The 24,660-nt window shown below is 70.7% G+C and carries 22 protein-coding genes; 8 read left to right on the top strand and 14 right to left on the bottom strand.

Annotated features, from left to right (window positions below; all coding sequences use genetic code 11):
* Positions 1-1,179 (top strand): dipeptidase, encoded by a 1,179-nt coding sequence (locus SSP08S_RS34585; protein WP_019072243.1) that lies wholly within the window; start codon positions 1-3, stop codon positions 1,177-1,179.
* Positions 1,180-1,309: 130 nt separating this feature from the next.
* Positions 1,310-2,452 (top strand): dipeptidase, encoded by a 1,143-nt coding sequence (locus SSP08S_RS34580; protein WP_019072242.1) that lies wholly within the window; start codon positions 1,310-1,312, stop codon positions 2,450-2,452.
* Between the two features lie 8 nt (positions 2,453-2,460).
* Here the strand turns inward: SSP08S_RS34580 and SSP08S_RS34575 are convergent, their stop codons facing one another.
* On the bottom strand, positions 2,461-2,838 hold the full coding sequence (locus SSP08S_RS34575) for a VOC family protein (RefSeq protein WP_019072241.1): 378 nt from the start codon (positions 2,836-2,838) through the stop codon (positions 2,461-2,463).
* 14 nt (positions 2,839-2,852) lie between these two features.
* Positions 2,853-3,218: a VOC family protein gene (locus SSP08S_RS34570; RefSeq protein WP_019072240.1), complete on the bottom strand. Its 366-nt coding sequence runs from the start codon at positions 3,216-3,218 to the stop codon at positions 2,853-2,855.
* An 84-nt stretch (positions 3,219-3,302) separates the two neighbouring features.
* Here SSP08S_RS34570 and SSP08S_RS34565 point away from each other — a divergent pair, with 84 nt between their 5' ends.
* A complete protein-coding gene (locus SSP08S_RS34565) occupies positions 3,303-3,821 on the top strand; it encodes a CGNR zinc finger domain-containing protein (protein WP_019072239.1) in 519 nt (172 codons plus the stop codon).
* Here SSP08S_RS34565 and SSP08S_RS34560 read toward each other — a convergent pair.
* The 6 genes from SSP08S_RS34560 to SSP08S_RS34535 all read right to left on the bottom strand — a co-directional run bounded on the left by SSP08S_RS34560 (position 3,818) and on the right by SSP08S_RS34535 (position 9,948).
* Positions 3,818-4,534, bottom strand: a complete 717-nt coding sequence (locus tag SSP08S_RS34560; RefSeq protein ID WP_043259895.1) for a cupredoxin domain-containing protein — start codon at positions 4,532-4,534, stop codon at positions 3,818-3,820. The two genes, SSP08S_RS34565 and SSP08S_RS34560, sit on opposite strands and share 4 nt — an antisense overlap.
* Positions 4,531-5,025 carry a hypothetical protein gene (locus SSP08S_RS34555; protein WP_019072237.1) on the bottom strand — a complete coding sequence of 165 codons (495 nt, stop codon included), beginning with the start codon at positions 5,023-5,025 and terminating at the stop codon, positions 4,531-4,533. Before SSP08S_RS34555 ends, SSP08S_RS34560 begins: the two co-directional genes overlap by 4 nt.
* Positions 5,026-5,143: 118 nt before the next feature.
* The gene (locus SSP08S_RS34550; RefSeq protein WP_019072236.1) at positions 5,144-6,151 is read right to left on the bottom strand and encodes a cupredoxin domain-containing protein; all 1,008 of its coding nucleotides are present in this window, start codon (positions 6,149-6,151) and stop codon (positions 5,144-5,146) included.
* Positions 6,152-6,178: 27 nt separating this feature from the next.
* Positions 6,179-7,510, bottom strand: coding sequence for a copper resistance CopC/CopD family protein (locus SSP08S_RS34545; protein ID WP_019072235.1), 1,332 nt, complete (start codon positions 7,508-7,510; stop codon positions 6,179-6,181).
* The gene (locus SSP08S_RS34540) at positions 7,507-8,148 is read right to left on the bottom strand and encodes a hypothetical protein (RefSeq protein ID WP_019072234.1); all 642 of its coding nucleotides are present in this window, start codon (positions 8,146-8,148) and stop codon (positions 7,507-7,509) included. Before SSP08S_RS34540 ends, SSP08S_RS34545 begins: the two co-directional genes overlap by 4 nt.
* Before the next feature lie 456 nt (positions 8,149-8,604).
* Positions 8,605-9,948: a UDP-glucose dehydrogenase family protein gene (locus tag SSP08S_RS34535; protein ID WP_019072233.1), complete on the bottom strand. Its 1,344-nt coding sequence runs from the start codon at positions 9,946-9,948 to the stop codon at positions 8,605-8,607.
* A gap of 177 nt (positions 9,949-10,125) precedes the next feature.
* Between SSP08S_RS34535 and SSP08S_RS34530 the strand changes: the two genes are divergently transcribed.
* A complete protein-coding gene (locus SSP08S_RS34530; RefSeq protein ID WP_026179085.1) occupies positions 10,126-11,283 on the top strand; it encodes an acyl-CoA dehydrogenase in 1,158 nt (385 codons plus the stop codon).
* A 58-nt stretch (positions 11,284-11,341) separates the two neighbouring features.
* On the opposite strand, the gene SSP08S_RS34525 is transcribed toward SSP08S_RS34530, so the two are convergent.
* A complete protein-coding gene (locus SSP08S_RS34525) occupies positions 11,342-12,634 on the bottom strand; it encodes an LCP family protein (RefSeq protein ID WP_019072231.1) in 1,293 nt (430 codons plus the stop codon).
* A gap of 120 nt (positions 12,635-12,754) precedes the next feature.
* On the opposite strand from SSP08S_RS34525, the gene SSP08S_RS34520 reads away from it, so the two are divergent.
* Positions 12,755-13,279 (top strand): acyl-CoA thioesterase, encoded by a 525-nt coding sequence (locus tag SSP08S_RS34520; RefSeq protein WP_019072230.1) that lies wholly within the window; start codon positions 12,755-12,757, stop codon positions 13,277-13,279.
* Between the two features lie 39 nt (positions 13,280-13,318).
* On the opposite strand, the gene SSP08S_RS34515 is transcribed toward SSP08S_RS34520, so the two are convergent.
* Positions 13,319-14,755, bottom strand: a complete 1,437-nt coding sequence (locus tag SSP08S_RS34515; protein WP_078532604.1) for an LCP family protein — start codon at positions 14,753-14,755, stop codon at positions 13,319-13,321.
* A gap of 126 nt (positions 14,756-14,881) precedes the next feature.
* Between SSP08S_RS34515 and SSP08S_RS34510 the strand changes: the two genes are divergently transcribed.
* On the top strand, positions 14,882-15,916 hold the full coding sequence (locus tag SSP08S_RS34510) for a glycosyltransferase family 2 protein (RefSeq protein WP_019072228.1): 1,035 nt from the start codon (positions 14,882-14,884) through the stop codon (positions 15,914-15,916).
* Between the two features lie 31 nt (positions 15,917-15,947).
* Here the strand turns inward: SSP08S_RS34510 and SSP08S_RS34505 are convergent, their stop codons facing one another.
* The 4 genes from SSP08S_RS34505 to SSP08S_RS34490 form a co-directional block, all read right to left on the bottom strand.
* Entirely contained in the window at positions 15,948-17,498 is a 1,551-nt protein-coding gene (locus SSP08S_RS34505) for an LCP family protein (protein WP_019072227.1), read from the bottom strand.
* Between the two features lie 131 nt (positions 17,499-17,629).
* On the bottom strand, positions 17,630-19,357 hold the full coding sequence (locus SSP08S_RS34500; RefSeq protein WP_026179082.1) for an LCP family protein: 1,728 nt from the start codon (positions 19,355-19,357) through the stop codon (positions 17,630-17,632).
* 207 nt (positions 19,358-19,564) lie between these two features.
* On the bottom strand, positions 19,565-20,758 hold the full coding sequence (locus SSP08S_RS34495) for an LCP family protein (RefSeq protein WP_026179081.1): 1,194 nt from the start codon (positions 20,756-20,758) through the stop codon (positions 19,565-19,567).
* Positions 20,759-20,946: 188 nt separating this feature from the next.
* Entirely contained in the window at positions 20,947-21,684 is a 738-nt protein-coding gene (locus SSP08S_RS34490; RefSeq protein WP_019072224.1) for a TIGR03089 family protein, read from the bottom strand.
* A gap of 128 nt (positions 21,685-21,812) precedes the next feature.
* On the opposite strand from SSP08S_RS34490, the gene SSP08S_RS34485 reads away from it, so the two are divergent.
* Together SSP08S_RS34485 and manB are read left to right on the top strand one after the other, a co-directional pair.
* Positions 21,813-23,138 (top strand): peptidoglycan recognition protein family protein, encoded by a 1,326-nt coding sequence (locus SSP08S_RS34485; RefSeq protein WP_102133481.1) that lies wholly within the window; start codon positions 21,813-21,815, stop codon positions 23,136-23,138.
* Between the two features lie 93 nt (positions 23,139-23,231).
* Positions 23,232-24,314 (top strand): mannose-1-phosphate guanylyltransferase, encoded by a 1,083-nt coding sequence (gene manB / locus SSP08S_RS34480; protein WP_019072222.1) that lies wholly within the window; start codon positions 23,232-23,234, stop codon positions 24,312-24,314.
* Positions 24,315-24,660: the final 346 nt, after the last annotated feature.

Here is a 24,660-nt window from a genome sequence, read left to right as displayed (position 1 = left end):
ATGACGTCGCTGGACCAGGCCCGGGAGCTGCTCCGCGAGTTCCCGGTCGTCGACGGGCACAACGACCTGCCCTGGGCGCTGCGCAAGCAGGTCGGCTACGACCTCGACGCCCGCGACATCGCCGTACACCAGAACGCGCATCTGCACACCGACCTCCCGCGCCTGCGCGAGGGCGGTGTCGGGGCGCAGTACTGGTCGGTGTACGTCCGCTCGGACCTGCCCGACCCGGTGCCGACGACGCTCGAACAGATCGACTGCGTACGGCAGTTGCTGGCCCGCTATCCGCAGGAGCTGGCGCCCGCGCTGACCGCCGCGGACATGGAGTCGGCGCGTGCGGAGGGTCGTATCGCCTCGTTGATGGGGGCGGAGGGCGGGCACTCGATCGCCAACTCCCTCGGCACGCTCAGGGGGTTGTACGCCCTCGGGGTGCGCTACATGACGCTCACCCACAACGACAACGTGGCGTGGGCGGACTCGGCGACGGACGAACCGGGGGTCGGCGGACTGTCGGCGTTCGGCCGGGCGGTCGTGCGGGAGATGAACCGCGAGGGCATGCTCGTCGACCTCTCGCACGTGGCGGCCACCACGATGCGCGACGCGCTGGACACGTCGACGGCTCCGGTGATCTTCTCCCACTCGTCGGCGCGGGCGGTCTGCGATCACCCGCGCAATGTGCCCGACGACGTGCTCGAACGCCTCCCCGCCAACGGTGGCATGGCGATGGTGACGTTCGTGCCGAAGTTCGTGCTCCAGGCCGCCGTGGACTGGACGGCCGCGGCCGACGACAACATGCGGGCGCACGGGCTGCACCACCTGGAGACCACCGAAGAGGCGATGAAGGTGCACCGCGCCTTCGAGGAGCACCACCCGCGCCCGGTCGCCACCGTCTCCACGGTCGCCGACCACCTCGACCACATGCGCGAGGTCGCGGGCGTCGACCACCTCGGCATCGGCGGCGACTACGACGGCACGGCCTTCACCCCGGACGGCCTGAACGACGTCTCCGGCTACCCGAACCTCATCGCGGAACTCCTCGACCGCGGCTGGTCCAAGGCCGACCTGGCCAAGCTGACCTGGCAGAACGCGGTACGGGTGCTGGGCGCGGCGGAGGACGTGGCCCGGGACATCCGGGCGACGCGGGGGCCGTCCAACGCGACGATCGAGTCGCTGGACGGCTGAACGACGGGTGAGCTGCGCGGCGCGGGAGCGCCTGTTCCCGCGCCGTACCCCGAACGCCCCGCCCACCAGGAAGCCCCCACGTCAGCGTGCGACGGTGACCGTACTGCCGTAACGACGTACGGAGCCCGCCATGGCCGACCTCCAGGACCAACTGCACGCGACGACCGAGGTCGGCGAGCTCGACGACTTGGTCCATGAGCCCTTTCCCGCCGGGCCCTTCCCACCGGACAGCGCGGAACCGTACGACCCCGTCTCCGACCCGGCCGCGGCCCCGCTGGAGCGGGCGCACGCCATCCTCGCCGCGCACCCGGTCGCCGACGGCTACAGCGGGCTGCCGTGGGCACTGCGGCATCTGCCGTGGTTCGACCTGGAGCTGGGGGAGAGTTCCGTGGACACCGATGTGCCACGGCTGCGGGAGGGGCATGTCGGCGCGCTGTTCTGGTCGCTGCACCTGCCGGAGGGACTGGCCGGGGACCGGGCGGTGGGCGCGACCCTGGAGCAGCTCGACCTGGTGAACACCGTGGTCCGCGCCCACCCGGAGGGGCTGCGGCTGGCGTACACCGCCGGGCAGACCACGGACGTGCGCAACTGCGGCCGTATCGCCGTGCTGCTCGGCCCCGCCGGAGCGCCCGCGCTCGGTGACTCGCTGGGCATCCTGCGCTCGCTGCACGCGCTGGGGCTGCGGGTCCTCACGCTGTCCGGGGTGTCCTGGGCGAGCGAGGCGGGGCTGACCCGGTTCGGCGAGGAGGTCGTCCGCGAGATGAACCGGCTCGGGGTGCTCGCCGATCTCTCCGGCGCCTCCGAGGAGACGATCCGCCGCGCGCTCGCGGCCTCGAAGGCACCGGTACTGTTCACCCGCTCCGCCGCCCGCACCCTGCGCCCGCACCCGGCGAACCTCTCCGACGGGCTCCTCGCCGCGGTCGGCGCCGCCAAGGGCCTGTGCATGGTGCCGCTCACCGCCGAGCAGACCGGCCCGTCCGTCCGGGACGTCGCCGACCACCTCGACCACGTGCGCCGGATCGCGGGCCCGGAGTCCGTCGCCCTGTCCGGCACCTACGACGCCGGCACCGCCCACCCGCAGGACCTCGCCGACGCCTCCTGCTACCCGAACCTCTTCGCCGAGCTCCTCCACCGCGGCTGGTCCGAGCCCGACCTCGCCCTGCTCAGCTGGGGCAACGTCCAACGCGCCCTGCGCAGCGCCGACTTCACGGCCCGCGCCGCCCAGCAGCGCCGCGAGCCGTCGACGGCGAAGATCGCCGAGCTGGACGGGTAGCGCTCCGGCTAGTGGTCGATCCGGCAGAGGCAGAAGGGGTGCCCTGCCGGATCCGCGTACACCCGGAAGTCCTCCTCGTCCACCTTCTGCAACAGCCGCGCGCCGAGCGCCAGTACGGCGGTCTCCGCCGCGTCGACCGACTCCCACGTCGACCCGGCGTCGAAGTCGAGGTGGAACTGCTGCGGCCGGTCCGCGCGCGGCCACTCGGGAGGGGTGTAGTCCGTCACCCGCTGGAAGGCGATACGGGGGCCGTCCGGAATGTCGAGGACGACCCACTCGTCGCTGGCGGCGCGGGGCGTGCCGCCCAGGACGCCGGCGTAGAAGCCGGCGAGCGCGAGCGGGTCCGGGCAGTCGATCACGGTGGAACGGAAGCGAACGGCAGTCACGACGATCTCCTGGGTCAGCAGGCGCAGAGGCAGAACGGGTGCCCCGCCGGGTCGGCGTACACCCGGAAGCTGCGCGCGCGGTCCTCGGTGTCCAGCGGGGTCGCGCCCAGCTCCTGGACGCCCTTCTCGGCGGCGTCCAGGTCCTCGACGGTCAGGTCGAGATGGAACTGCTGCGAGTCGCCGGGCGCGGGCCACTTCGGCGGTACGTGCCCGGGTGCCCGCTGGAACGCCAGCGTCTGCCCGCCGGGCACCTTCAGATCCACCCACTCTCCCCCGTCCTCGTCCTCGACGGTGCCGCCCAGGATCCCGGAGTAGAACGCGGCGAGCGCGCGCGGGTCGGGACAGTCCAGGACGACGGCACCCAGCTCGGCGATGGCCATGACGGACTCCTTCGGGTTACCCATATGTGGCGTCAGGCGGTAACGGTTACCTCATGCTCCCGCATAGGCGGTAACGTCGCAAGCATGAGTGAGAGAGTTCCCGCGCCCGGCGACCTGGCCCTGATCGAGGCCCTGGTGAACACGCTGGACATCGAGGCGGGAGCCGACGCGCTGGACACGGAGGACGGCCGGGCCCCCTTCGGACTCACGGCACACCAGGTCCCGCAGGCCCGCGAACTCCGCGAGTCCCTGCGTGCCACCCTGCTCGCCCACGCGGGCCACCCCGCGCACCAGGACGTCACCCCGCTCGGCGAACTCCTCGCGCGCGCCCCGCTGTTGATCGCGCTCGACGCCCACGACGGCTCCGCGCGCCTGACCCCCGCCGACGCGGAACCCCTGCTCTCCCGTGTCGCGGCGGCGATCGCCCAGTCCCTCGTCGCGGGCACCTGGCCCCGCCTCAAGGCCTGCGAGGCCCCGACCTGTCACTGGGCGTACTACGACCGCAGCCCGGCGGGCCGGGGCCGCTGGTGCTCGATGGCGGTGTGCGGGGCGCGCGCGAAGATGCGGACGTACCGTGCCCGGCAGGCCGGAGAGCCGTCCTAGCTCTTCGCCTCGCTCCCGCCGTCCGCCTGCGCGGCCCGCGACCCCACCAGCAGCAGACACACGACGGCGACTCCGGCCACCAGCCCGGCCAGCACCAGCAGCGGATCCAGCGGACGGGACGTCGACGCGGCCTGCTGGACCTGTGCGGCCTGCGGCGCGGTCGTCGCGGGTGCCGGTGCGGCCGCCGCCGTCGGCATCGACATCGCGTGGGACGGGGACGGCGAGTGCGCGGGTGTCCTCGCCGCGGCGGTCCGGCCCGGCACGGTCGCGCGGTGCTGCCCGGACCCGGCCGATCCGGCCGACCCGGACGAACCCGACGACGAGCCGCCGTGCTCGTGCGCCGTGGGCGCCGCCGATGTCGCCGGTGCCGCCGCCTTCACCACCAACTGGGCCGTCATGCCCGGGTGGACGGTGCAGACATAGCCGTACGAGCCCGCCGTGCCGAACGTGAAGCTCCAGCTCCCGCCCTTGCTCAGCATGGGGGAGTGGATCGCGACCGGACCCGACGTGGTCTTCACGTCGTGCGGTGCGGTGTCCTCGTTGGTCCAGGTCACCGTCGTGCCCGCCGTGATCGTCAGCGCCGCGGGCGAGAAGGCGTACCCCTTCATCACCACGTGGTACGACGCGGCCGACGCCGGTCCGGCGGGCAGCACCAGCAGACCGAGAAGGGCGAGTACGGCGGCACCCGGCAATGCCCGCCCCGCCGCCCTCACGCGAACTCCGCGGCGACCAGCAGCCGCAGCCGCGTGGCGGGACGGCCGGCCCGGAAACCCGTGGCCCGCCGCAGCGGCCGGTACGGCAGCCGGGCCGTACCCACCACGAGCAGCCGGTCCTCCGCGTGCTCGACGACGCGCAGCCGCAGCAGTACGGGGAAGGCGGTCCCGTCGATGTCGAGGTCGCCGGTGAGCTGCAGCCGGCGGCCGCCGGCGAGCGGCTCCACGCGCTCGGAGGTGAGCCGGGCCGAGAGCCGCGGGTCGTCGAACTCGAAGCGGAACAAGGGGTGTTCGGAGGAGTCGGGAACCGTGAGGGACGCCCCGGTGAGGGCTATGCGGCGGCGCAACGTGGGCAACGGGCCGTACCAGCAGGTGAGTTCGACGAGCGAGCGGCCGGGCGCCACCGGGTAGTCGCCGGGCAGCGGCAGGCGACGGGTGCCGGTGTGCGACTCCGGTGGGGGCGGGACGGTGGGGAGAGTGACGGTTGTCATCCAGGTCTCCTGTGAAAGCGGTTCCGGAGTGGTGGTGAACACGTGGAGAATGAGCGGGCGCCGGTCCGGCCGACTGAGCCTCGGCCGGACCGGCGTCCTTGTCGTGTCGCGGACCGGGTCAGCAGTTGCCGGTGACGAAGTCCTCGGTGGGCGTGAGCAGCTGCTCGGCCCAGACCGTGTGCATCTTCACGTAGCCGTCGACGTCGAGCAGATCGGTGATCTGCTGCCCGAGCGACTCCTCCAGGTGTGCCTTGTCGATGTGGTTGAGCAGCACGCTGAGCGTGCTGTCGAGCACCGTGCCGCCGCCCTCGGTGACGGGCTTGAGGATCGTCTCGACCCACACCGTGTGCATCTTGATGTAGGAGTCGAGGGCGAGCGCGTCCTGCACCTGCTGGGCCGGGGAGCGTTCCAGGTGCGCGGTGTCGATGTGCTGGAGGATCGGCAGCAGTACGTCCTGGACGCTGGTGCACCGGGTGCTGCCGCCGTCGGACCCGGTCGGCGTGGCGGTGGGTGCGGCGGTCGCCGTGTCGGTGGGCATGGGCATGCCGGTCGGGGTGGCCGTCGGGGTGGCCGTGGGCGTGCCGGTCGGGGTCGCCGTCGGCGTGGCCGTGGGTGTCGTACCGCCGCCCGTGCCGCCGCCGTCGTCCGCGACGACCTTCACCGACGACACCATGTCCGGGTGCACGGCGCAGTAGTACTCGTACGTCCCGGCCTTGGTGAACGTGTACGACCACGAGTCGCCCTGGTTCAGGGTGCCCGAGTCGAACTTCACCGGAGCCTTCGTGGTGGTGACCGTGTGCGGCGCGCTGTCGTGGTTGGTCCACCGGACGGTCTGGCCGACCTTGACGACGAGCTGCTTGCCGTCGCCGAACTTGTAGTTCGTGATGTCGACCTGGTAGTCCGGCTCGGCAGCCGCCGCGGGCCGCACCTCGGCCGCCGCGGCTGCGGGCGCCTGAGCCGCGCCCGCTGGCGCCGTGTCCGAGGTTGCGCCGGAGCCGGAGGCCGCCTGCAGGAGCCCCAGGCTGAGCACGGCCGCGAGGGCCGCGCCGAGCCCGGCGACCAGCAGGGCCCGGTTGCCGGCCGGTGCGCGGCGCCGCCGGTCACCGGTCTCTTCAGTGCGTTTCAAAGCAACTCCTTTGTTCCATAGGGGAGTTCAACGGCCAGGGTTGGCCGTGACCAGCAGACTCGTCACGGCGAGCACGACGAGGACGAGCCCCGTCTCCGCCGCGACCGAGTAACCGAAGGGCCGCACGGTGGCGGCGTCGCCGCGCAGCAGCACGGCGAGATCGAGGCGGGTGCGCGTCCACTGGCGGCTGCACCAGGCGGCGGCCAGGACGACGGCGAGGACGCCCGTCTTGAGGAGCAGCAGATGCCCGTACGAGGTGTGCAGCAGGGCGTCGTAGGACCCCACGATCTGCCAGGCGAGCACCAGACCGGCGGCCACGATCGCCGTCACGCTCACGGCGGCCAGTTTCGAGTAGCCGGGCACCACGGCCGCCAGCTCACCGGGCTCGCGGTGCGGCAGCACGGCCACCGTGAGCATGATCAGGCCGCCGATCCAGAGCGAGACGCCGAGCAGGTGGACGAGGTCGGCGACGGCGCCCCAAGTGGGCTCGGTGCCCTCGGAGTCGTGGCCCGCCATGCCGGTGGCCCGCAGCAGTCCGAGGCTCACCGCGCCGGCCCCGACCCGCCAGCCGGGCGAGCGCGCGGTCCGCGCACCGCCCTGCAGCAGCGCGGCCAGCACCACGGCCGCGAGCACCCACAACAGGCCCCGGGCGGCGAGCGCGATGCCGGGCTCGGTGACGAGGACGTCGGCGTACGTCGCCAGGCGCAGCGCGTCCCGCAGACCGCCGAGCGCGGTGTACGCGCCCTGCAGGCCGAGGCTCGCCACGGTCGACGCCAGCCCGCACGTCCAGGCGAGGCCGAGCAGCACCCGCGCCCGCCGCTCGCCCGCGCCGCGCGGCCACAGCAGGGCGACGAAGGCGAGGCCGCCCACGAACAGGGCCAGCGACAGATATCCGGTCCAGCGGGCGGCGACGAGGCCCTTGCGCACCGAGGGGAAGGGTGCGGGAGCGGCCGTGGCCTCGCCGCCGCGGTCCTGGGCGGTCCGCGTACCGATGCCGAAGGTCAGCCGCCCGGAGGTGGCGTGGCCGTCCTCCTCGTCGATGACGGACCAGGTGAGCGCGAGGGTGTCCCCGCTCGCGTGGGGGAGCGCGACCCGCACCGTGGCACTGCCCCTGCCCGGCATCCGGGTCACGGGCAGCCGGTCGCCGTCCGGGGTCATGACGCGTATGTCGGCCGGGTCGACGGCCTCGTCGAAGACGAGGGTGAGGTCGTCGGGAGCCTTCTCCAGCCGGGCGCCGTCCTTCGGCGTGGAACGGACCAGTTCGGTGTGGGCGGCGGCGGGGGTGGTGGTGAGGAGACCGAGGAGGACGGCGGAGAGCAGAACCAGGAGGGCGCGGCGGACGGTCGTCACGGTCGTCATCGCGTGGCCTCCGGCGACGGGGACGCGGAGGAGGCCGGTGCCGCCGTGGCGCCCAACAGGCCGTCCAGCGGGGCGAGTCCGACGCACGGTGAGGGCTGTGCGGTGGGCTCTTCGGCGTCCGCGCCGTCGAGGACGCCGAAGAGGGACTGGGTGAGTCCGGTCAGGAGCGGTGCCACGACACGCACCTCGCCGTCCTCGCAGCCGCTGCCGTCGGCGGGCGGTGCCGTGGTCGAGGAGCCGGACGGGGCGGGGGTGGGGGACGGGGAGGCGGGGGTCGGCGTGGGCCCGTAGGTGGGCGAGCTGCCGTGGTCGTGCCCGGTGCCGGTCCCTCCGGTGCCGAGGCCGGTGCCGGACCCCGTGCCCGTGCCGGTTCCGCCGGTCACCGGGAACCCCCCTGTGCCGCCCGGGACCTGGACCTCCGAACCGCCCGGGGCGGAGTCGGCCGGAGCCGGTCCGGCGGCCGGTGGTGCGGTGGCGGCGGGAGGCGTGGCGGCGGGCGCGGCGGCCTCGCCGGAGGCGGTGGGGGCGCCGATGCCCGACGCGTAGCCGAGCACGATCACCACGGCTCCGACCAGCGCGCCCGCGACCAGCTCGTCGCGGTGATCTCTCGGCCACTCCGCCCGGCGGAACAAGGGCATGATGAGACACTCCTGGCATGCTCAGGTCAATCCAGCCGCGGAATGCGGCGGACGCGACTCAGTGCAGTGGAGTGCGGATTCCCCGTGACTACGGGCCAGTTAACCGCCTGTTGCCTGGCTCTCTTTCGGGTGTGGCCCGACTGTGAGACCGGGTGACATCGACGTTATTCCACGCAATGCGACTGTGAAGAAAGCGCGCAGGAGGCAGACCGATTCCCACACATTACTCGAATTGAATTCGAACTCGGCGCGGGAATTCCCGGAGGTGGCATATGCCCATTCGGGTCCGTGCCGTACAAGGGCGGTCAAGCCTCAGGAGCCCAGGGCCCAGGCTCCGGGCGGGGTGGCACGGCATCCACACGTGCGGTCGCCCCCGTCCTGGAATTCCGGTGAGCCGCAGGGGAATTACCCGCCCGGGACTCCCTCGGCCCCAAGGCCCCCTCCGTCCCGGACCCGTTATGCGGTGGGCCGGCCCATCGCCCGGTAAGTCCAGCCGGCCTTCCGCCACAGCTCCGGGTCGAGCGCATTCCGCCCGTCGAGAATGAGGCGGGCCCGCACGCCTTCGCCGAGTTCCGCCGGGTCCAGCTCGCGGAACTCCCGCCACTCCGTCAGGTGCAGGACGACATCGGCGCCGCGCACGGCCTCCACGGCGGTGTCGGCGTACCCGAGCGTCGGGAACAGCCGCCGGGCGTTGTCCATGCCCTTCGGGTCGTAGACCGTGACCTGGCCGCCCTGGAGGTGGATCTGGCCGGCGACGTTCAGCGCGGGGGAGTCGCGGACGTCGTCCGAGTCGGGCTTGAAGGCCGCGCCGAGCACGGCGACCCGCTTGCCCAGGAAGGACCCGCCGCCGAGCGCCTCGCGCGCCATCTCGACCATCTGGCCGCGCCGCCGCATGTTGATGGAGTCGATCTCCCGCAGGAAGGTGAGGGCCTGGTCGGCGCCCAGCTCGCCGGCGCGCGCCATGAACGCCCGGATGTCCTTGGGCAGGCAGCCCCCGCCGAAGCCGATCCCGGCCCGCAGGAACTTGCTGCCGATCCGCTCGTCGTGCCCGATCGCCTCGGCCAGCTTCACGACATCGCCGTCGGCGGCCTCGCAGACCTCGGCCATCGCGTTGATGAAGGAGATCTTGGTGGCGAGGAAGGAGTTCGCGGCCGTCTTCACCAGCTCGGCGGTCGGGAAGTCGGTCACCACGAACGGCGCCCCGGCCGCGATCGGCGTCGCGTACACCTCGCGCATCAGCCTCTCGGCCCGCTCGCTCCGTACGCCGACCACGATCCGGTCCGGGTGCAGCGTGTCCTGGACGGCGAAGCCCTCGCGCAGGAACTCCGGGTTCCAGGCCAGCTCGGCGTCCGCGCCGGCGGGCGCGTGCTCGGCGAGATACGCGGCCAGCCGGTCCGCCGAACCGACCGGCACGGTGGACTTGCCGACGACGAGCGCGGGGCGGGTGAGGTGCGGGGCGAGCAGCTCGAAGGCCCGGTCGACGTACGACATGTCGCAGGCGTACTCGCCGTGCTTCTGCGGGGTGTTCGTGCACATGAAGTGGACGTCGCCGAACTCCGCGACCTCCGCCCAGTCCATGGTGAAACGCAGCCGCCCGGTGGAGCCCTCGATACCGGCGACGTGCTTGCGCAGCAGCTCCTCCAGCCCCGGTTCGTACATCGGGACCTCGCCCCGCTGGAGCATCGCGATCTTCTCGGGCACCACGTCGAGACCCAGCACCTCGAAGCCCAGCTCGGCCATGGCCGCGGCGTGCGTGGCGCCGAGATAGCCGGTGCCGATCACGGTGATCTTGAGGGCCATGGATGCTCCAGAAGGTCTACGGGCGGATGCGCGCCCGAGCATAGTCGGACGCTCTGACGGGCAACTTTCCCCCTGTCGCCAAGCTCACGTATCACTCCCGTGGGCGGGCCCCTAAAATTTGGGTTACTTAACGGTAATTAGCGCCGTCATCACAGCGTCCTTGGAGCGTGAGAGACCTTGGCCGGATCGGCTGACTTCGACCTGTACCGCCCGTCAGAGGAGCACGACATGCTCCGCGACGCGATCCGCTCACTGGCCGAGGCGAAGATCGCGCCGTACGCCGCAGCGGTGGACGAGGAGTCCCGCTTCCCGCAGGAGGCGCTCGACGCCCTCGTCGCGAACGACCTGCACGCCGTCCACGTCCCCGAGGAGTACGGCGGCACCGGCGCGGACGCCCTGGCCACGGTGATCGTGATCGAGGAGGTCGCCCGCGTCTGCGCGTCCTCCTCCCTCATCCCCGCGGTGAACAAGCTGGGCTCGCTCCCCGTGATCCTCTCCGGCTCCGAGGACCTGAAGAAGCGGTACATGACCCCGCTCGCCAAGGGCGACGCGATGTTCTCCTACGCCCTCTCCGAGCCGGACGCGGGCTCGGACGCGGCCGGCATGAAGACGAAGGCGGTCCGCGACGGAGACCACTACGTCCTCGACGGCGTGAAGCGCTGGATCACGAATGCGGGCGTCTCCGAGTACTACACGGTGATGGCCGTGACGGACCCCGAGAAGCGCTCCAAGGGCATCAGCGCGTTCGTCGTCGAGAAGTCCGACGAGGGCGTCTCCTTCGGTGCCCCGGAGAAGAAGCTCGGCATCAAGGGCTCCCCGACCCGCGAGGTCTACCTCGACAACGTCCGCATCCCGGCCGACCGCATGATCGGCGCCGAGGGCACCGGTTTCGCCACCGCGATGAAGACCCTGGACCACACCCGCATCACCATCGCGGCCCAGGCCCTCGGCATCGCGCAGGGCGCCCTCGACTACGCCAAGGGCTATGTCAAGGAGCGCAAGCAGTTCGGCAAGCCGATCGCCGACTTCCAGGGCATCCAGTTCATGCTGGCCGACATGGCCATGAAGATCGAGGCGGCCCGCGCCCTGACCTACCAGGCGGCCGCCGCCTCGGAGCGCGGCGACAAGAACCTCACCTTCCAGGGCGCGGCGGCCAAGTGCTTCGCCTCGGACGTGGCGATGGAGGTCACCGTCGACGCGGTCCAGCTCCTCGGCGGCTACGGCTACACCCGCGACTACCCGGTGGAGCGCATGATGCGCGACGCGAAGATCACGCAGATCTACGAGGGCACCAACCAGGTCCAGCGCATCGTCATGGCGCGCAACCTGCCGTAGCGGCGAGCACAAGAAGGGGGCCCCTGGTGGACAGGGGCCCCCTTCTTCGTGGCACCGGTCAGTTGCCGGAGACCGTGACCTTCTGGTCGTTGTTCAGCTCGTTCACCAGCGTCTTGACCTTCGCCTTGTCCCAGAGGAGGTTGCCGCCGGTGGAGCCGGAGATCGGCATGTTCATCGAGGTGCCGTCGCCGCCGCTGACGCCCTTCATCGCCCAGAACATGGACGCCAGGTCCCAGAGCGACATGTCCTTGTCGACGGACAGGGAGTCCAGGCCGGCGCCGAGGGTCGGGTAGAGCTTGAAGGGGTTCAGCAGGGTGCCCGGGGTCGCCACCTGGTGGGCGAGGGCGGACAGGAACTTCTGCTGGTTCTTCGTGCGCTGGAGGTCGGAGGCGGCGAACGCGTGCCGGGTGCGGACGAAGGCCAGCGCCTCCTCGCCGTTCAGCGTCTGCTTGCCGGCCTTGAAGTCGGCGCCCGAGTACGAGTCCTTGAAGCCCTTGTCGATGGTGAGCGTGACACCGCCGACCGCGTCCACGATGTCCGCGAAGCCGTTGAAGCCGATCTCTACGTAGTGGTCGATGTGCAGGCCCATGTTGTACTCGACGGTGCGGACGAGGAGCGTCGGCCCATCTTCCGCGTAAGCGGCGTTGAGCTTGGTCTGCCGGCCCGTGTTCGGGTACGTCTTGCCCGAGGTGGAGCCCACGTACGACGGGATCGTGACGTTCGAGTCGCGCGGCAGCGAGATCAGCGTGTCGCCGCTGTCGCCGACGTGCAGGATCATCATCGAGTCGGTGCGCTTGCCCGCGGCGGAACCGGTGTGCAGCTTCTTCTTCTCGGCGGCCGTCAGCCCCTCGCGGCTGTCGGAGCCGACGATGAGGTAGTTCGTGCCGTCGCCGCCCGCCGGCCGGTCGATCACCTTCGACAGGTCGACGTCGCGGTTCAGCTTGGAGTCGGCCCAGAAGTAGGTGCCGATGGTGGTCGCGACCAGCACGGTGACCACGGTGATCGCGGTCCACTTGATACGGCGCCGCCAGTTCGGCGCGCGCCGCGGACCGCGCCCGTCGTCCGGGCCCTCGGGGCCGACCGGGCCGCCGCCGCCGTAGACCTGGCCGGTGTTGTAGCCGTCGTAGCCGTTGTCGTAGCCGCCCTGGCCGTAGCCGTTCTGGCCCTCGTCATAGCCCTGGCCGCCCGTGTACGACGGCTGCGGGGGGACTCCGGCGCCGTACGGCGGGGCCTGCGGGCCGCGTCGTACCTGGCGCATCACGCGTGCGCTCTCCGGCTGTGCGTTCGCGCTACCGCGTCCGTACTCGTTGCCGCGGTTGCCGCCGGACCATCCCTCGGGCCAATCGTTCATGGGGCCCAGTGTGCAGGTAGCGGCCATGTCGTTTACAAGGGTCGTAGGAAAATCAGGGCACTGCTGTTGCGAAGCCAACACAAAGTCCGCAGATGTCCACCCCGGCATAGGGTGGCGTCCATGACAGATCTGCCGGGCAAGCCGACGTCCGCCTCCCGGACCACCCTCAGCCACATCATGACGAACGCCGACACGAACCTGCTGGGGACCGTGCACGGCGGCGTGATCATGAAGCTGGTCGACGACGCGGCGGGCGCGGTCGCCGGGCGGCACAGCGGCGGACCGGCCGTGACCGCGTCGATGGACGAGATGGCGTTCCTGGAACCGGTCCGCGTCGGTGACCTCGTCCATGTGAAGGCGCAGGTCAACTGGACCGGCCGGACCTCGATGGAGGTCGGTGTGCGGGTCCTGGCCGAGCGGTGGAACGAGTCGACCCCGGCCACCCAGGTCGGCTCGGCATATCTGGTGTTCGCGGCCGTCGACGCCGACGGCAAGCCCCGCGCGGTGCCGCCCGTCATCCCGGAGACCGAGCGCGACGAGCGCCGCTGCCAGGAGGCCCAGATCCGCCGCACCCACCGGCTGTCCCGCCGCCGCGCGATCATGGAGCTGCGCGAGAAGCGGGCGGCGGAGGGCCTCGACGACTGAGGCCCGCCCGCCGGCGCTGTTACAAAACACCCCACTTCACTACGAACACCCCACCTCGTCCCCGGTCACCACCCCGAACTCGCCCTGCTGCACATCCGCCGCCCGCACCCGGGTGACCTGCTTGAAGTCGCTCCCGGCGATCACCTTCAGCAGCGGCCCCTGCCCGTTCACCGCCCGCAGCTCGCTCCCGGGCAGCGCCGCCGCGAGGGACTTCGCGGACCGGTCCCAGCGGGGGTCGTAGGCGATCACCGTCCGTCGTACGGCGTGGTCGGCGGCGCTCACCGGCTGGTGCGTCGTACGGAAGCCGGTCGCCGCCAGTGCCGCGTCGACGCGCTTGCCGAGGCCGGCGGTCGCCGTCCCGTTCTCCACCTGGACCTGGATCTGCTGCGGGGCCACGTCCACCTTCACGGCACTGGCGCGCGGCGCCCGGTGCACGGTCAGCGGCTTGTCGTCGCGCAGGGACGCGAAGAGCTTCGCCGCCTTCGGCTCGTCCCACTTCAGGGTGGAACCGATGCCCTTCACGACGTATCCCATCTGCCCGATGGGCACGGTGGTGAACTCGGAGGAGGACGGGGAGAAGGAGCGCATCGCGCGGCCGAGGTCGAGGAGTTCGTCGGTGCCGAAGCCCTTGTCCGCGCGGACCGAGCCGAGCACGGCCTGGGTCACGTCGCGGAACTTCAGCGGGTTCAGCAGCACCCCGGAGGAGGTGGCCTGGTCGATCAGCGCCGCCAGGAAGCGCTGCTGGCGCTTCATCCGGCCGAGGTCGGAGGCGCCGTCGACGTGCCGCGAGCGGACGTACTGGAGGGCCTGACCGCCCATCAGGGTGTGCGATCCGGCGGGCAGATCGAGGCCTGTGTAGGAGTCCTTGAGCGGTTCGGCGGTGCAGATCTTCACCCCGCCCAGGACGTCGACCGTCTTCATGAAGCTGGTGAAGTCGACCTCCATGTAGTGGTCGATCTTCACATGGGTCATGCTCTCGACGGTCTGCACGGTGAGGTTGGGGCCGCCCTCCGCGTACGCCGCGTTGAGCTTGATGGGGTGCGCGGGACGGCCCGCGATCCCCGGTACCTCGGCGTAGGAGTCGCGCGGCAGGCTGACCACGCTGGCCCGCTCCCGGTCCTCCGAGATGTGCACGATCATGATCGTGTCGGTGCAGTGGCAGGGGGCGCCGCCGAGGTGGTACTTGTGCCGCTCGTCCTCGGTGATCCTGTCGCGGCCGTCGGTGCCGACCAGCAGGACGTTCATGCCGTGGCCCGCGCGCGGCCGGTTCTTCATGTCCTTGAAGGGGTCGACGCGGGCGATGTCCGCGTCGAGGCTGCTGATCACCGCGTGCCCGATCCCGGCGGACGCGAGCACCACCACGGACAGCGTCGTCGCCGCCCGCATGGCCCAGCGCGGCTTCTTCGGCCGTACGGGGGGCCGTGGGCGGCGCTGCGGGGGACGGGCGGCGGGGGAGCGGCGGGGCGGCGTGGGCATGGGGGACACCTCCGCGAGGGCCGTACGTGGGATCTTGAGCACCGTAGGCCCATACGATCTGATACCGCCGCAGCCGCCCGGGCGGGGCGCGTCCGTGTCCCCCGTTCGCGGTAACGTGAGCCCCCTATGAACGCCAAGCCCGACGTGCGGCTCCCCGCCGTTTCTGTGATCATGCCCGTCCTCGACGAGGAGCGGCATCTGCGCGGAGCCGTCCAAGCGATCCTCGCGCAGGAGTACGCCGGCGAGATGGAGGTCGTGCTCGCCCTCGGTCCCTCGAAGGACCGCACGGACGAGATCGCGGCCCGGCTCGTGGCCGAAGACGATCGCGTCCACACCGTCCCGAACCCGGCCGGCCGCACGCCCGCCGCCCTCAACGCCGCGATCAAGGCCTCCCGCCATCCGATCGTCGTCCGCGTCGACGGCCACGGCATGCTCTCGCCGAACTACATCGCCACCGCCGTACGCCTCCTGGAGGAGACCGGCGCGCAGAACGTCGGCGGCATCATGCACGCCGAGGGCGAGAACGCCTGGGAGGACGCGGTCGCCGCCGCGATGACCTCGAAGATCGGCGTGGGCAACGCGGCCTTCCACACGGGAGGGGAAGCGGGCTCCGCCGAGACGGTCTACCTCGGGGTGTTCCGCCGCGAGGCGCTGGAACAACAGGGCGGCTACAACGAGGAGTTCATCCGCGCCCAGGACTGGGAGCTGAACTTCCGCATCCGCGAGGCCGGCGGCCTGATCTGGTTCTCGCCGGAGCTGAAGGTGTCGTACCGCCCCCGCCCGTCGGTGAAGGCACTGGCCAAGCAGTACAAGGACTACGGCCGCTGGCGGCACGTCGTCGCCCGCTACCACGAGGGCTCCATCAACCTCCGCTACCTCGCCCCGCCGACCGCCGTGTGCGCGATCGCGGCCGGCATCGTGGTCGGCGCGGCCCTGACGCCCTGGGGCTTCCTGATCCCGGGCGGCTACCTCGCGGCGATCGCGCTGGGCTCCCTCCCGGCGGGCAAGGGCCTCTCGCTCAAGGCCCGCCTGCAGATCCCGGTCGCCCTCGCCACCATGCACATGTCCTGGGGCTACGGCTTCCTCGCCAGCCCCAAGTCCCTTGCGCGCAGGGTGATCGCGTCCCGGCGCCCCGCGGTGCTCAGCCCGTCCAACAGCTGAGCACCGCCACAAGGAACGACGGCCCGGACCGCTACCAGACGTAGTTCGGGTCGACGTGCATACAGGCCGTGGTGTCCGAGCCGTTGAGGGCGTCGGCCGACGTCGGGGTCGTGTCGTCCGCGGCCGGGGCCTTGTACTTGGTGCCGGTGCTCCAGTCCGCGCCGACGACCAGGGTGACCCCGGAGACGCTCGTCGACTTCTTCACCGCGCCGGTCGGGATGCCGAGGGCCTTGGCGACCCGCTGGGCGTCGCCCTCCAGATCGGCGCTCGGGTAGCGGACGACCGTCGTGGCCTCGCTGAGGACCACCGACGAGTCCGCCACCGCCTCCTTGAAGCCCTTGCCGACAAGGAGCTGGGCCACCGCGGTCGCCCGTCCCCGTACCGCGCCCGTCGTGCTGGTGCGGGTGCCGTTCTCCACCTGTACGGCGATCCGGTCGTCGGCGGCGGCCGGATCGGTGGACGCCTTCACCGCGGTGGTCGTCTTCTTCTTGTCCTTGCCGTCCAGCGCGATGTCCTCGCGGACCAGCCGGAACACCTGCTCCGCGTCCGTCGGTTTGGGCACCACCCGGCCGCTGCTGCCCGAGTACTCCCACGGCATCGTCGTCATGGTGATCCGCTTGGTCGGAACCTTCTTCAGTTCCTTGCTCAGGTCGTAGAGCTTGGCGACCGTCCCGAGATCGTTGTCGACCGTGATCGCCTTCGTGGCCGTCTCGGCGAGGCTGCGCAGCTTGGTCGGGTTGCTCAGCGTGGCGTTCTCGCGGAGCTGGCGGACCATCGAGTTCATGTACTGGTGCTGCGCCTTGGTGCGGGCGATGTCGGTGTCGTCCTCGAAGCCGTAGCGCGTCCGCAGCCACTGCAGGGCCTGCTTGCCCTTCACGGACGTGGTGCCCTTCTTCAGCTTCAGGCCCGAGCCCTTGCCGGAGGAGGTGTGCGAGTAGATGTTGGCGTCCACGCAGACCGGCACCCCGCCGATCGCGTCCGCCATCGACACCACACCCGAGAAGTCGACCATCATGAAGTGGTCGATGTGGATGTCGGTCAGCTTCTCCCAGGTCGCCACCGTGCAGCCGGGGCCGCCGCGGCCCAGCGAGTCGTTCGTGATGACGTTCGTCTCGGCCGCGTACGTCTTCCTGGTGTCCGGGTCCGTGCACTTGGGGATGTCCACCAAGGTGTCGCGCGGCATGCTCACGACCGACATGTTCGAGCGGTCGGCGGAGACGTGCAGCAGCATCTGGACGTCGGCGCGGGCCGGTGTCCCGAAGGTGTCCTTCGCGCCGCCGAGCTTCTGGTTCTCCGCGGAGTCCCGCGCGTCCGAACCGATCAGCAGGATGTTCAGCGGGGTCTGCCCGGCCGCGTTGGCCTTGGACGCGGCGGCCCGGTCCTTCTCGTCCCCGAGGTTCAGGGGATCTTTGTTGATGTTGTCGTTGAGGTGCTGGTAGTAGAGGTATCCGGCGCCGGCCGTCCCGAGTATGACCACCGCGAGAACGATCGCCGACCAGCGCAGCGCCCGGCGTCTGCCGCCCTTGCGTCTGCCCCCGCCGCCGTCCGCCGGTCTCTTCCCGTCCGCCGGCGTGAGCGACATCGTGTCCTCAACCGCCGGCCCCTCCCCACGCACGCTGCTCTGAGTCAAGTCCCCACCCCTCCCACGCCGCGCCCCTGACGCACGGGTCCGCCCCGCGCCCTGTTAGACGCGGAACGGACCCGTGTGGTCACTTACTTGGCGCACTCAACCTTGTCCGCCGTGGACTTCTGGACCCCCTCCGGCGTCGACCCCGCGGTCGAGGTGAGCGGGACGCCGGCTCCCTTGAAGTCCTTGCCCAGGGTCAGCGTCATCGCCGGGAGTCCCTGGGAGTTCTGCACACTCTTGCCCGGCTTCATCGCGGACCCCGAGAGGCCCATGATGGCGGCGAGCCGTCGAGCCTGGTCCGCCTGGTCGGGTGCGTACTCAAGAGTCGTCTTCGCGAGGGCGGCCGGAGCGTTGCCCGCGTTCTCGGACTTGAGCACGCCCTCATCATTCTGCAGCCACGTAAGAGTTTCCTGTGCGCTGCCGGCGACGGCCCCTCCGTTGAGGATCCGCACCCGCACCGCGGAGGCGGCGGACTTGGTGCCCTTGAGCCGGGCGGCCACGGCGGCCTTCTCCTGCGCGGCCTTCTGCTTGACCGCGGTGAAGGAGGTGTCGCTCTTGATCAGGGAGAACACCTGCGGGGCGGTCGTGTTGTTGAGGACGACCGTGACCGGGGTCTTCTCCGCCGGGTTGTCGACGACCGGCACGGTGGTGAAGGTGAGGTTCTTCGGGTTGAGCTTGCCCAGCTCGAGACCGAGGTCCTTCAGCTTGCCGATGGTGTTGAGGTTGTCGTCGACGGTCAGTGCCTTGGTGCCGGCCTCGGCCAGCTTCAGCATCTTCGAGGGGCTGGTGAGCGTGGAGTTGGACTTCAGCTTCCGCATCAGCGCGCTGAGGAACTGCTGCTGCAGCGTGATCCGGCTCAGGTCGCCGCCGAAGCCCACCGAGTGCCGGGTCCGCACGAAGGCCAGCGCCTGCTCGCCCGTGAGATTGTGCGTGCCCTTGGACAGCTTCAGATGCGAGTCCGAGTCGTCGATGTTCTTCGCGAGACAGACCTCGACCCCGCCGACCGCGTCCGTCAGCGTCTTCACGGCGTTGAAGTCGGCCACCATGAAGTCGTCGGGCTGGATCCCGGTCAGCTCGGTGACCGTGCGCACGGTGCAGCTGGGTGTACGACCGCTCTGGCCGAGGCTGGTGTTGAAGCGGACGCCCGTCGAGCCCGGGATGACCTTCGACGTGCCGTCCGACTGGGTCGTAGGACAGTCCGGGACGTCGGTGATCAGGTCGCGGGGGATGCTGAGCGCGGTCGCGTTCGAGCGGTCCTTGGACACGTGCAGCAGGATCGTGGTGTCCGCGTGGCCGACGCTGCCGGCGTCGCCGTAGCCCTCGTTGCCCGCGCCCGTGCGTTTGTCGGTACCGATCACCAGCAGGTTGATGGCCTTGCCCTTGCTGAAGCCACCGGTGCTCGCGCCGTCGTCCGAGGCGGTCGTGATGTTGTCGTTGAGGTGCTGGATGTAGAGGTACGCGGCCGCGGAGACGGCGACCAGCACGAAGGCCAGACCGCCGCCGGTCCACATCAGGATCTTCTTGCCCTTGGCCTTCTTCTTCACCGGTCGGCGACCGCGCCGGGCGGGTGGCTCCTCGGGCGCGCCCCGCCGTCTGCGCGGCGCCGGCACCTCACGCCCGGGGGTCCTCGGGACCGCCTCCCGCTCCGGCGCCGCCACACTGCGGTTCTGCGCAGTGGCTCTACGGGGCCCCGGCACCGCTGACTGCGGTGTGGAAGGAGTCAGTCGCAGTTCGTATTCGCCAGTGTTCGGATTGAGTACCCACTGGTCTGCGGGGTCGATGTTGTCCGCCCGCCCACGGCCTTGCGCGTCCACGGTTTACCGAATCCTCCGTCGGGGCCACGCGGCGCCTTCCCCCTTCAGGCGCTCGGGTCTCGTTCATCCGGTGCGCAAGCACACCGGATCGCTCACACTATCCGGCCAGTTGAGCGTCAAGTGACGGCGGTGACAAATTCCACGTCCCTACAAGCGGTCAATCCGCCCTATTTTTCGGAACAGAAGTTCGTCGACTTGGTGCGCGCTTTACCCGCAGCCGTCCTCGGCGGCGGTGTTCCCGCGAAACGTCGGCGCGGGCGTGGCCCCCGAACCGGCCGCCGGAATAAGGGTGTTTGCACCGGAATCCCGCGGAACCTCTGGAACTTCCCCGGCCACCGCGACCGCCGCGTCCGTACGAATCCTGGCGAACAGCTTTTCGGCCTCGGGCTCCACGAGTTGGTCGCGATTCGCGTTGTAGATGTACGACTCCCGTGGAACGGTCAGGAATTGCACATGTTCGGTGGGGATGTCCCGTACGCCGCGCACCAGTTCGTACAGCCCGCGCAGACTCGCGAGATCCGGATCGGTCGTCAGGGACGAGGTGGCCGCGTCCAGCACCGGATACAACTTCGCCGGATTGAACAGCACATCGTCGCTCTGCACCTTGTTGACGAGCGCGCCCAGGAACCGCTGCTGACGGTCCATACGGTCGGTGTCACTGCCGTTGCCCAGCGACTTCCGCGCCCGCACATACCCGAGCGCCTGCTCCCCGTCGAGCGTGACCTTGCCCGCGGGCAGCCTCAACTTGGCGGCCTTGTCACGTATAGGAGCCTTGAGACAGACCTCCACCCCGTCAACGGCATCGACCATGTCCTTGAACCCGTGGAAGTCCACCACCATGTGATGGTCGATCCGCACGTCGGTCAGCTTCTCCACGGTCCGGATCGTGCACCCCGAACCCCCCACCTGGAACGCGTAGTTGAACATCGCGAACATCGGCTCGGTCCGCGTCCCGTCCGGCCGCAGGCACCCCGGCACGTCCACCATCAGATCCCTGGGCAACGACACCGCGGTGGCACTGCGCCGGTCGGCCGCCAGATGCAACAGGATCGTCGTGTCCGACCGCTCGGTCCCCGAGTCCCGCCCGTACTCGGCGTTCCCGTCCCCGGACCGCGAGTCGGACCCGATGAGCAGAATGTTCTGCGCCCCCTTCACAAGGGCGGTCGGCCGCTCCTTCTCGTACCGGGCGAGCTCGGCCGCGGCGGCGTTGTCCGGCGTGATGTTCCCGTCGAGCTTCGCGTAGACGGCCCACCCGGCCCCCACGGCCCCGAGCACGACCACCCCGACCCCGACCCCCACCCCACGCACCCACCGCCGACGCCGCCGCCGTATCAGCCCCGCCCCGGACGCGGAAACCCCCGCACCCGGCCCGAGAACCCCTCCTGCGGTGTCGTCGAACACGTGCGGTTCCACCCCTCATGGCCGTCGTGGGAGTGCGTGGTTCTGCTTCTACGACCATGGCGTGAATGGGGTGGGGGAGGCGGACGGTAGGGGTCCATTCGGGTGACTGGATGTACCCAAGGGGCGCGGGGAACTGCGCGACCAGCCCCAACGCGCCCGCACCCGCCGAACAACCCGCACCACCCCCTTCAGAGGCGCGTAACAGTCACCCGCTCACTCTCAACCCGCTTCGCCAAGGACTCCTCACTCAGCTGATCGAGATTCCTGCACAACACCACAGACCCCCCAGAGGCAAGCGGCGCATACAACCCCGCACTCAACCCCTCCCACGTGTCGTACGACAGCCCCGACAACACCCGAGCCCCCGCCTCCCCCTCGCCCCGAGCCCGCTCGACAACCTCCGCGCCCGTCAACTCCACCCCACCCACGACAAGGGCAGGCTCCTCCGCATCCACCGCCGAGAACGCGACGAACCGATCCCCCTGACTCGGCACCTCGACGGCATAGTCGGCGAACCCGGCGGGAGTCTGCGGAAACCGCCCCCCAAGAGGCCGTAGCGCAAGAGCGACCCGCTCCCCACGACAAGCCCGAGCCGCGTCCAACGAGTCGGGCCCACTGACCACCACGTCGGCAGCAGCAGGATCCCCACCCACGTCCGCGACCACGCCCACCGACGAACACGCCAGCAACCACACCGCCGTCTGCCAGTGCGCCGGCAGCAGCAACACGACCCGGTCACCGGGCCCGGCGCCAAGATCCCCCTGAAGGAGATTCGCGGTCTTGGCCACCCAATTGGCGAAGGTGGCCACGGACAATTCGACACGTTCCCCCGTGGCGTCGTCGTAGAAGGTCACCAGGGGGCGGCCGGGATCCGCGGCGAGCGCGGAACGCAGCAGGTCGGCAGGGGTGCGATCGGTGGCGTTCACCCGCGAAAGCGTACGCGGGCACGCGACCGTACCCGCAGTGCGGGACCACCGGTTCGGACGAACCGCAGCCGACGGTCCGTCAAATCCCAAATAGACAGATATGTATGACAATGTTCAGTATCAGGGGCATGCGTGGATTTCTTGCTTCCTCGATCGGCGTCACCTGCGCCGCCGCACTGGCCCTCCCGCTCACCCTGCCCGCAGCCGCCGCGCCGACCGAGGCGCCGGCCCGGGCGGCGGCGCAGCAGACGAGCGGCGCGAGATCCGCGCCGACGGCCGCCGAACCGGACCTCCCCGGCAGCACCCAGTCGCTGCCCCTCACCCCCACCACCCGCGACCGCACCCTGGGCGCGGCCCCCGAACAGGGCCTGACCCGGGACGACGTCCACCGCTTCTCCCTCGTCGGCGTCACCTGGACCGACCCCGACACCGAACTGCGCGGCCGGGTCCAGGTCCGCACCCGGGCCACCGGCACCGGTGAGTGGTCCGGCTGGCAGGACGTCGACACCCACAACGAGGACCACGGCGCCGACCCCGGCACCGCCGAACGCGACTCGGGCCACGTCCACGGCTCCACGGCCCCGCTGTGGGTGGGGGACTCGGACGCGGTGGACGTACGTGTCAGAGCGGACCGGGGCGCGACACGGGCCGTAGAACCCCAGGCGTCCGCGCTCCCCACCGGCCTGCACCTGGAACTCGTGGACCCGGGCGCCGAACCCCCGCCCGCGGTCGTCCGCGCGACCGCCCGCCGCGCCACCGCGCTGCCCCTCGCCGCCACCGAGCTCCCGGCGCTGAGCCGGGCGGCCACCGAGCGGGAGGCGGTCGCGATGTACGGCCGGTCCCAGCCGTACATCGGGCCGCGCCCGCGCATCATCACCCGGCGCGGCTGGGGCGCCGACGAGAAGCTGCGGGAGAAGGGGTTCGTGTACACGAAGAAGGTCAAGGCGGTCTTCGTGCACCACACCGCCTCCGGCAACAACTACAGCTGCTCGCAAGCCCCTTCGGTCATTCGTGGTATCTACCGCTACCACGTCAAGAGCAGTGGCTGGCGCGACATCGGCTACAACTTCCTCGTCGACAAGTGCGGAAACATCTACGAGGGCCGCGCCGGGGGAGTGGCGAAGCCGGTCCTGGGCGCGCACACCCTCGGTTTCAACACGAACAGCATGGGGATCGCCGTCCTCGGAACCTTCGGCACCGCCAAACCGTCCTCGGCGGCAGTGACGGCCATCGCCCGTCTCTCCGCGTGGAAGCTCGGGCTCTACGGAGTCAATCCGCGCGGCAAGACATACCTGAAGTCCGGTGGTGGCAATCTCTACCGAAAAGGAAAGAACGTACGACTCAACGCGATCTCCGGCCATCGGGACGGTTTCGCCACGGAGTGCCCAGGACGGCAGCTCTACGGCAAGCTCGGCTCGGCCCGTTCCACGTCGGCCCGGTTCCAGGGCCGCTGAGGGAGCGGACCGGGAGGGGAACCGGGGTTCTGCATAGACTGGCCGGCCGAAACGGACAGTTCGGCCGGTCCCGGCAGGAAGCAGAGACGACAGGTGACAGAAGCGATCCTCCTGGTCGGCGGCAAGGGCACCCGGCTGCGCCCCCTCACGGTGCACACCCCGAAGCCGATGGTCAGGGCGGCGGGGGTGCCGTTCCTCACGCATCAGCTGGCGCGGGCGAGAGCGGCGGGCGTGGAACACATCGTCCTGGCCACTTCCTATCTGGCGGAGGTGTTCGAACCGCACTTCGGTGACGGTTCGGCCCTCGGCCTCCACATCGAGTACGTCACGGAGGACGAGCCCCTCGGCACGGGCGGCGCCATCCGCAACGTGGCCTCGCGCCTGCACTCGGCCCCCGACGACCCGGTCCTGATCTTCAACGGCGACATCCTGACCGGCCTGAACATCCGGGCGCTGGTGGACACCCACGAGGCGACCGGAGCGGACGTCTCCCTCCACCTCACGAAGGTGACGGACCCGCGCGCCTACGGCCTGGTCCCGACCGACGACACGGGCCGCGTCCTGGCCTTCTTGGAGAAGCCCCAGACTCCCGAGGAGATCGTCACCGACCAGATCAACGCGGGGGCCTACGTCTTCCGCCGCTCGGTCATCGACACGATCCCGGCGGGCCGCCCGGTCTCGGTGGAGCGGGAGACCTTCCCGGACCTCCTCGCCGCGGGCGCCCACCTCCAGGGCCTGGTCGACTCCACCTACTGGCTGGACCTGGGCACTCCCGCGGCCTTCGTCCGGGGCTCCGCCGACCTGGTCCTGGGCCGCGCCCCGTCCCCCGCGGTCCCCGGCCGCTGCGGCGACCGCCTCGTCCTCCCCACGGCCCGCGTCGCCCCCGACGCCAAGCTGACGGGCGGCACGGTGGTGGGCGAGGGCGCGTTCGTCGCGGAGGGCGCGCGCGTCTTCGGCTCTACGATCCTCCCCGGCGCCGTCATCGAACCCGGCGCCGTCATCACCGACTCCCTCATCGGCACCCGAGCCCGCGTCGGCGAACGCTCCGTCCTCACCGGCACGGTCATCGGCGACGGCGCGATCATCGGCGCCGACAACGAACTCCGGGACGGTATGCGCGTGTGGTGCGACGCGCGGATTCCGGCGGGGGCGGTGCGGTTCTCTTCTGACCAGTAGGACGGGGACTTTTCGACTTGCTGAGTCGGGTGGGCGGTTTGGTCCGTCCGTCGAGTCGGGCTGGTGGGTGGCTTGGGCGGTGCGCTGAGTTGGGCTGGTGGGTGGCTTGGGCGGTGCGCTGAGTCGGGCTGATGGGCGACTTTGTTGGTCCACCGAGTTGGGCCGGTGGCGGTTTCGGCGGTTCACCGAGTCGGGCTGGTGGGCGGTTTCGGCGGTGCGCTGAGTCGGGCTGGTGGGTGGTTTGGGCGGTGCGCTGAGTCGGGCCGGTGGACGGCTTCGTCGGATCACCGAGTCGGGCCGATGGGTGACTTTTCAACTCACCGAGTCGGGTGGTGGGTGGGCATAG

The organism is Streptomyces hokutonensis (assembly GCF_000376565.1).
GTDB classification, from domain to species: Bacteria; Actinomycetota; Actinomycetes; order Streptomycetales; family Streptomycetaceae; genus Streptomyces; species Streptomyces hokutonensis.
This window is presented reverse-complemented; position numbering and strand designations above follow the sequence as displayed.

Bases quoted from the DNA above. Each gene is read 5' to 3' on its own strand.
- SSP08S_RS34580 (WP_019072242.1), top strand. From the start codon at position 1,310: ATGGCCGACCTCCAGGACCAACTGCACGCGACGACCGAGGTCGGCGAG.
- SSP08S_RS34570 (WP_019072240.1), bottom strand. From the start codon at position 3,218: ATGGCCATCGCCGAGCTGGGTGCCGTCGTCCTGGACTGTCCCGACCCG.
- SSP08S_RS34540 (WP_019072234.1), bottom strand. From the start codon at position 8,148: ATGCCCTTGTTCCGCCGGGCGGAGTGGCCGAGAGATCACCGCGACGAG.
- SSP08S_RS34535 (WP_019072233.1), bottom strand. From the start codon at position 9,948: ATGGCCCTCAAGATCACCGTGATCGGCACCGGCTATCTCGGCGCCACG.
- SSP08S_RS34565 (WP_019072239.1), top strand. From the start codon at position 3,303: ATGAGTGAGAGAGTTCCCGCGCCCGGCGACCTGGCCCTGATCGAGGCC.
- SSP08S_RS34555 (WP_019072237.1), bottom strand. From the start codon at position 5,025: ATGACAACCGTCACTCTCCCCACCGTCCCGCCCCCACCGGAGTCGCAC.
- SSP08S_RS34545 (WP_019072235.1), bottom strand. From the start codon at position 7,510: ATGACGACCGTGACGACCGTCCGCCGCGCCCTCCTGGTTCTGCTCTCC.
- SSP08S_RS34525 (WP_019072231.1), bottom strand. From the start codon at position 12,634: ATGAACGATTGGCCCGAGGGATGGTCCGGCGGCAACCGCGGCAACGAG.
- SSP08S_RS34510 (WP_019072228.1), top strand. From the start codon at position 14,882: ATGAACGCCAAGCCCGACGTGCGGCTCCCCGCCGTTTCTGTGATCATG.
- SSP08S_RS34520 (WP_019072230.1), top strand. From the start codon at position 12,755: ATGACAGATCTGCCGGGCAAGCCGACGTCCGCCTCCCGGACCACCCTC.
- SSP08S_RS34505 (WP_019072227.1), bottom strand. From the start codon at position 17,498: ATGTCGCTCACGCCGGCGGACGGGAAGAGACCGGCGGACGGCGGCGGG.
- SSP08S_RS34515 (WP_078532604.1), bottom strand. From the start codon at position 14,755: ATGCCCACGCCGCCCCGCCGCTCCCCCGCCGCCCGTCCCCCGCAGCGC.
- SSP08S_RS34585 (WP_019072243.1), top strand. From the start codon at position 1: ATGACGTCGCTGGACCAGGCCCGGGAGCTGCTCCGCGAGTTCCCGGTC.
- SSP08S_RS34485 (WP_102133481.1), top strand. From the start codon at position 21,813: ATGCGTGGATTTCTTGCTTCCTCGATCGGCGTCACCTGCGCCGCCGCA.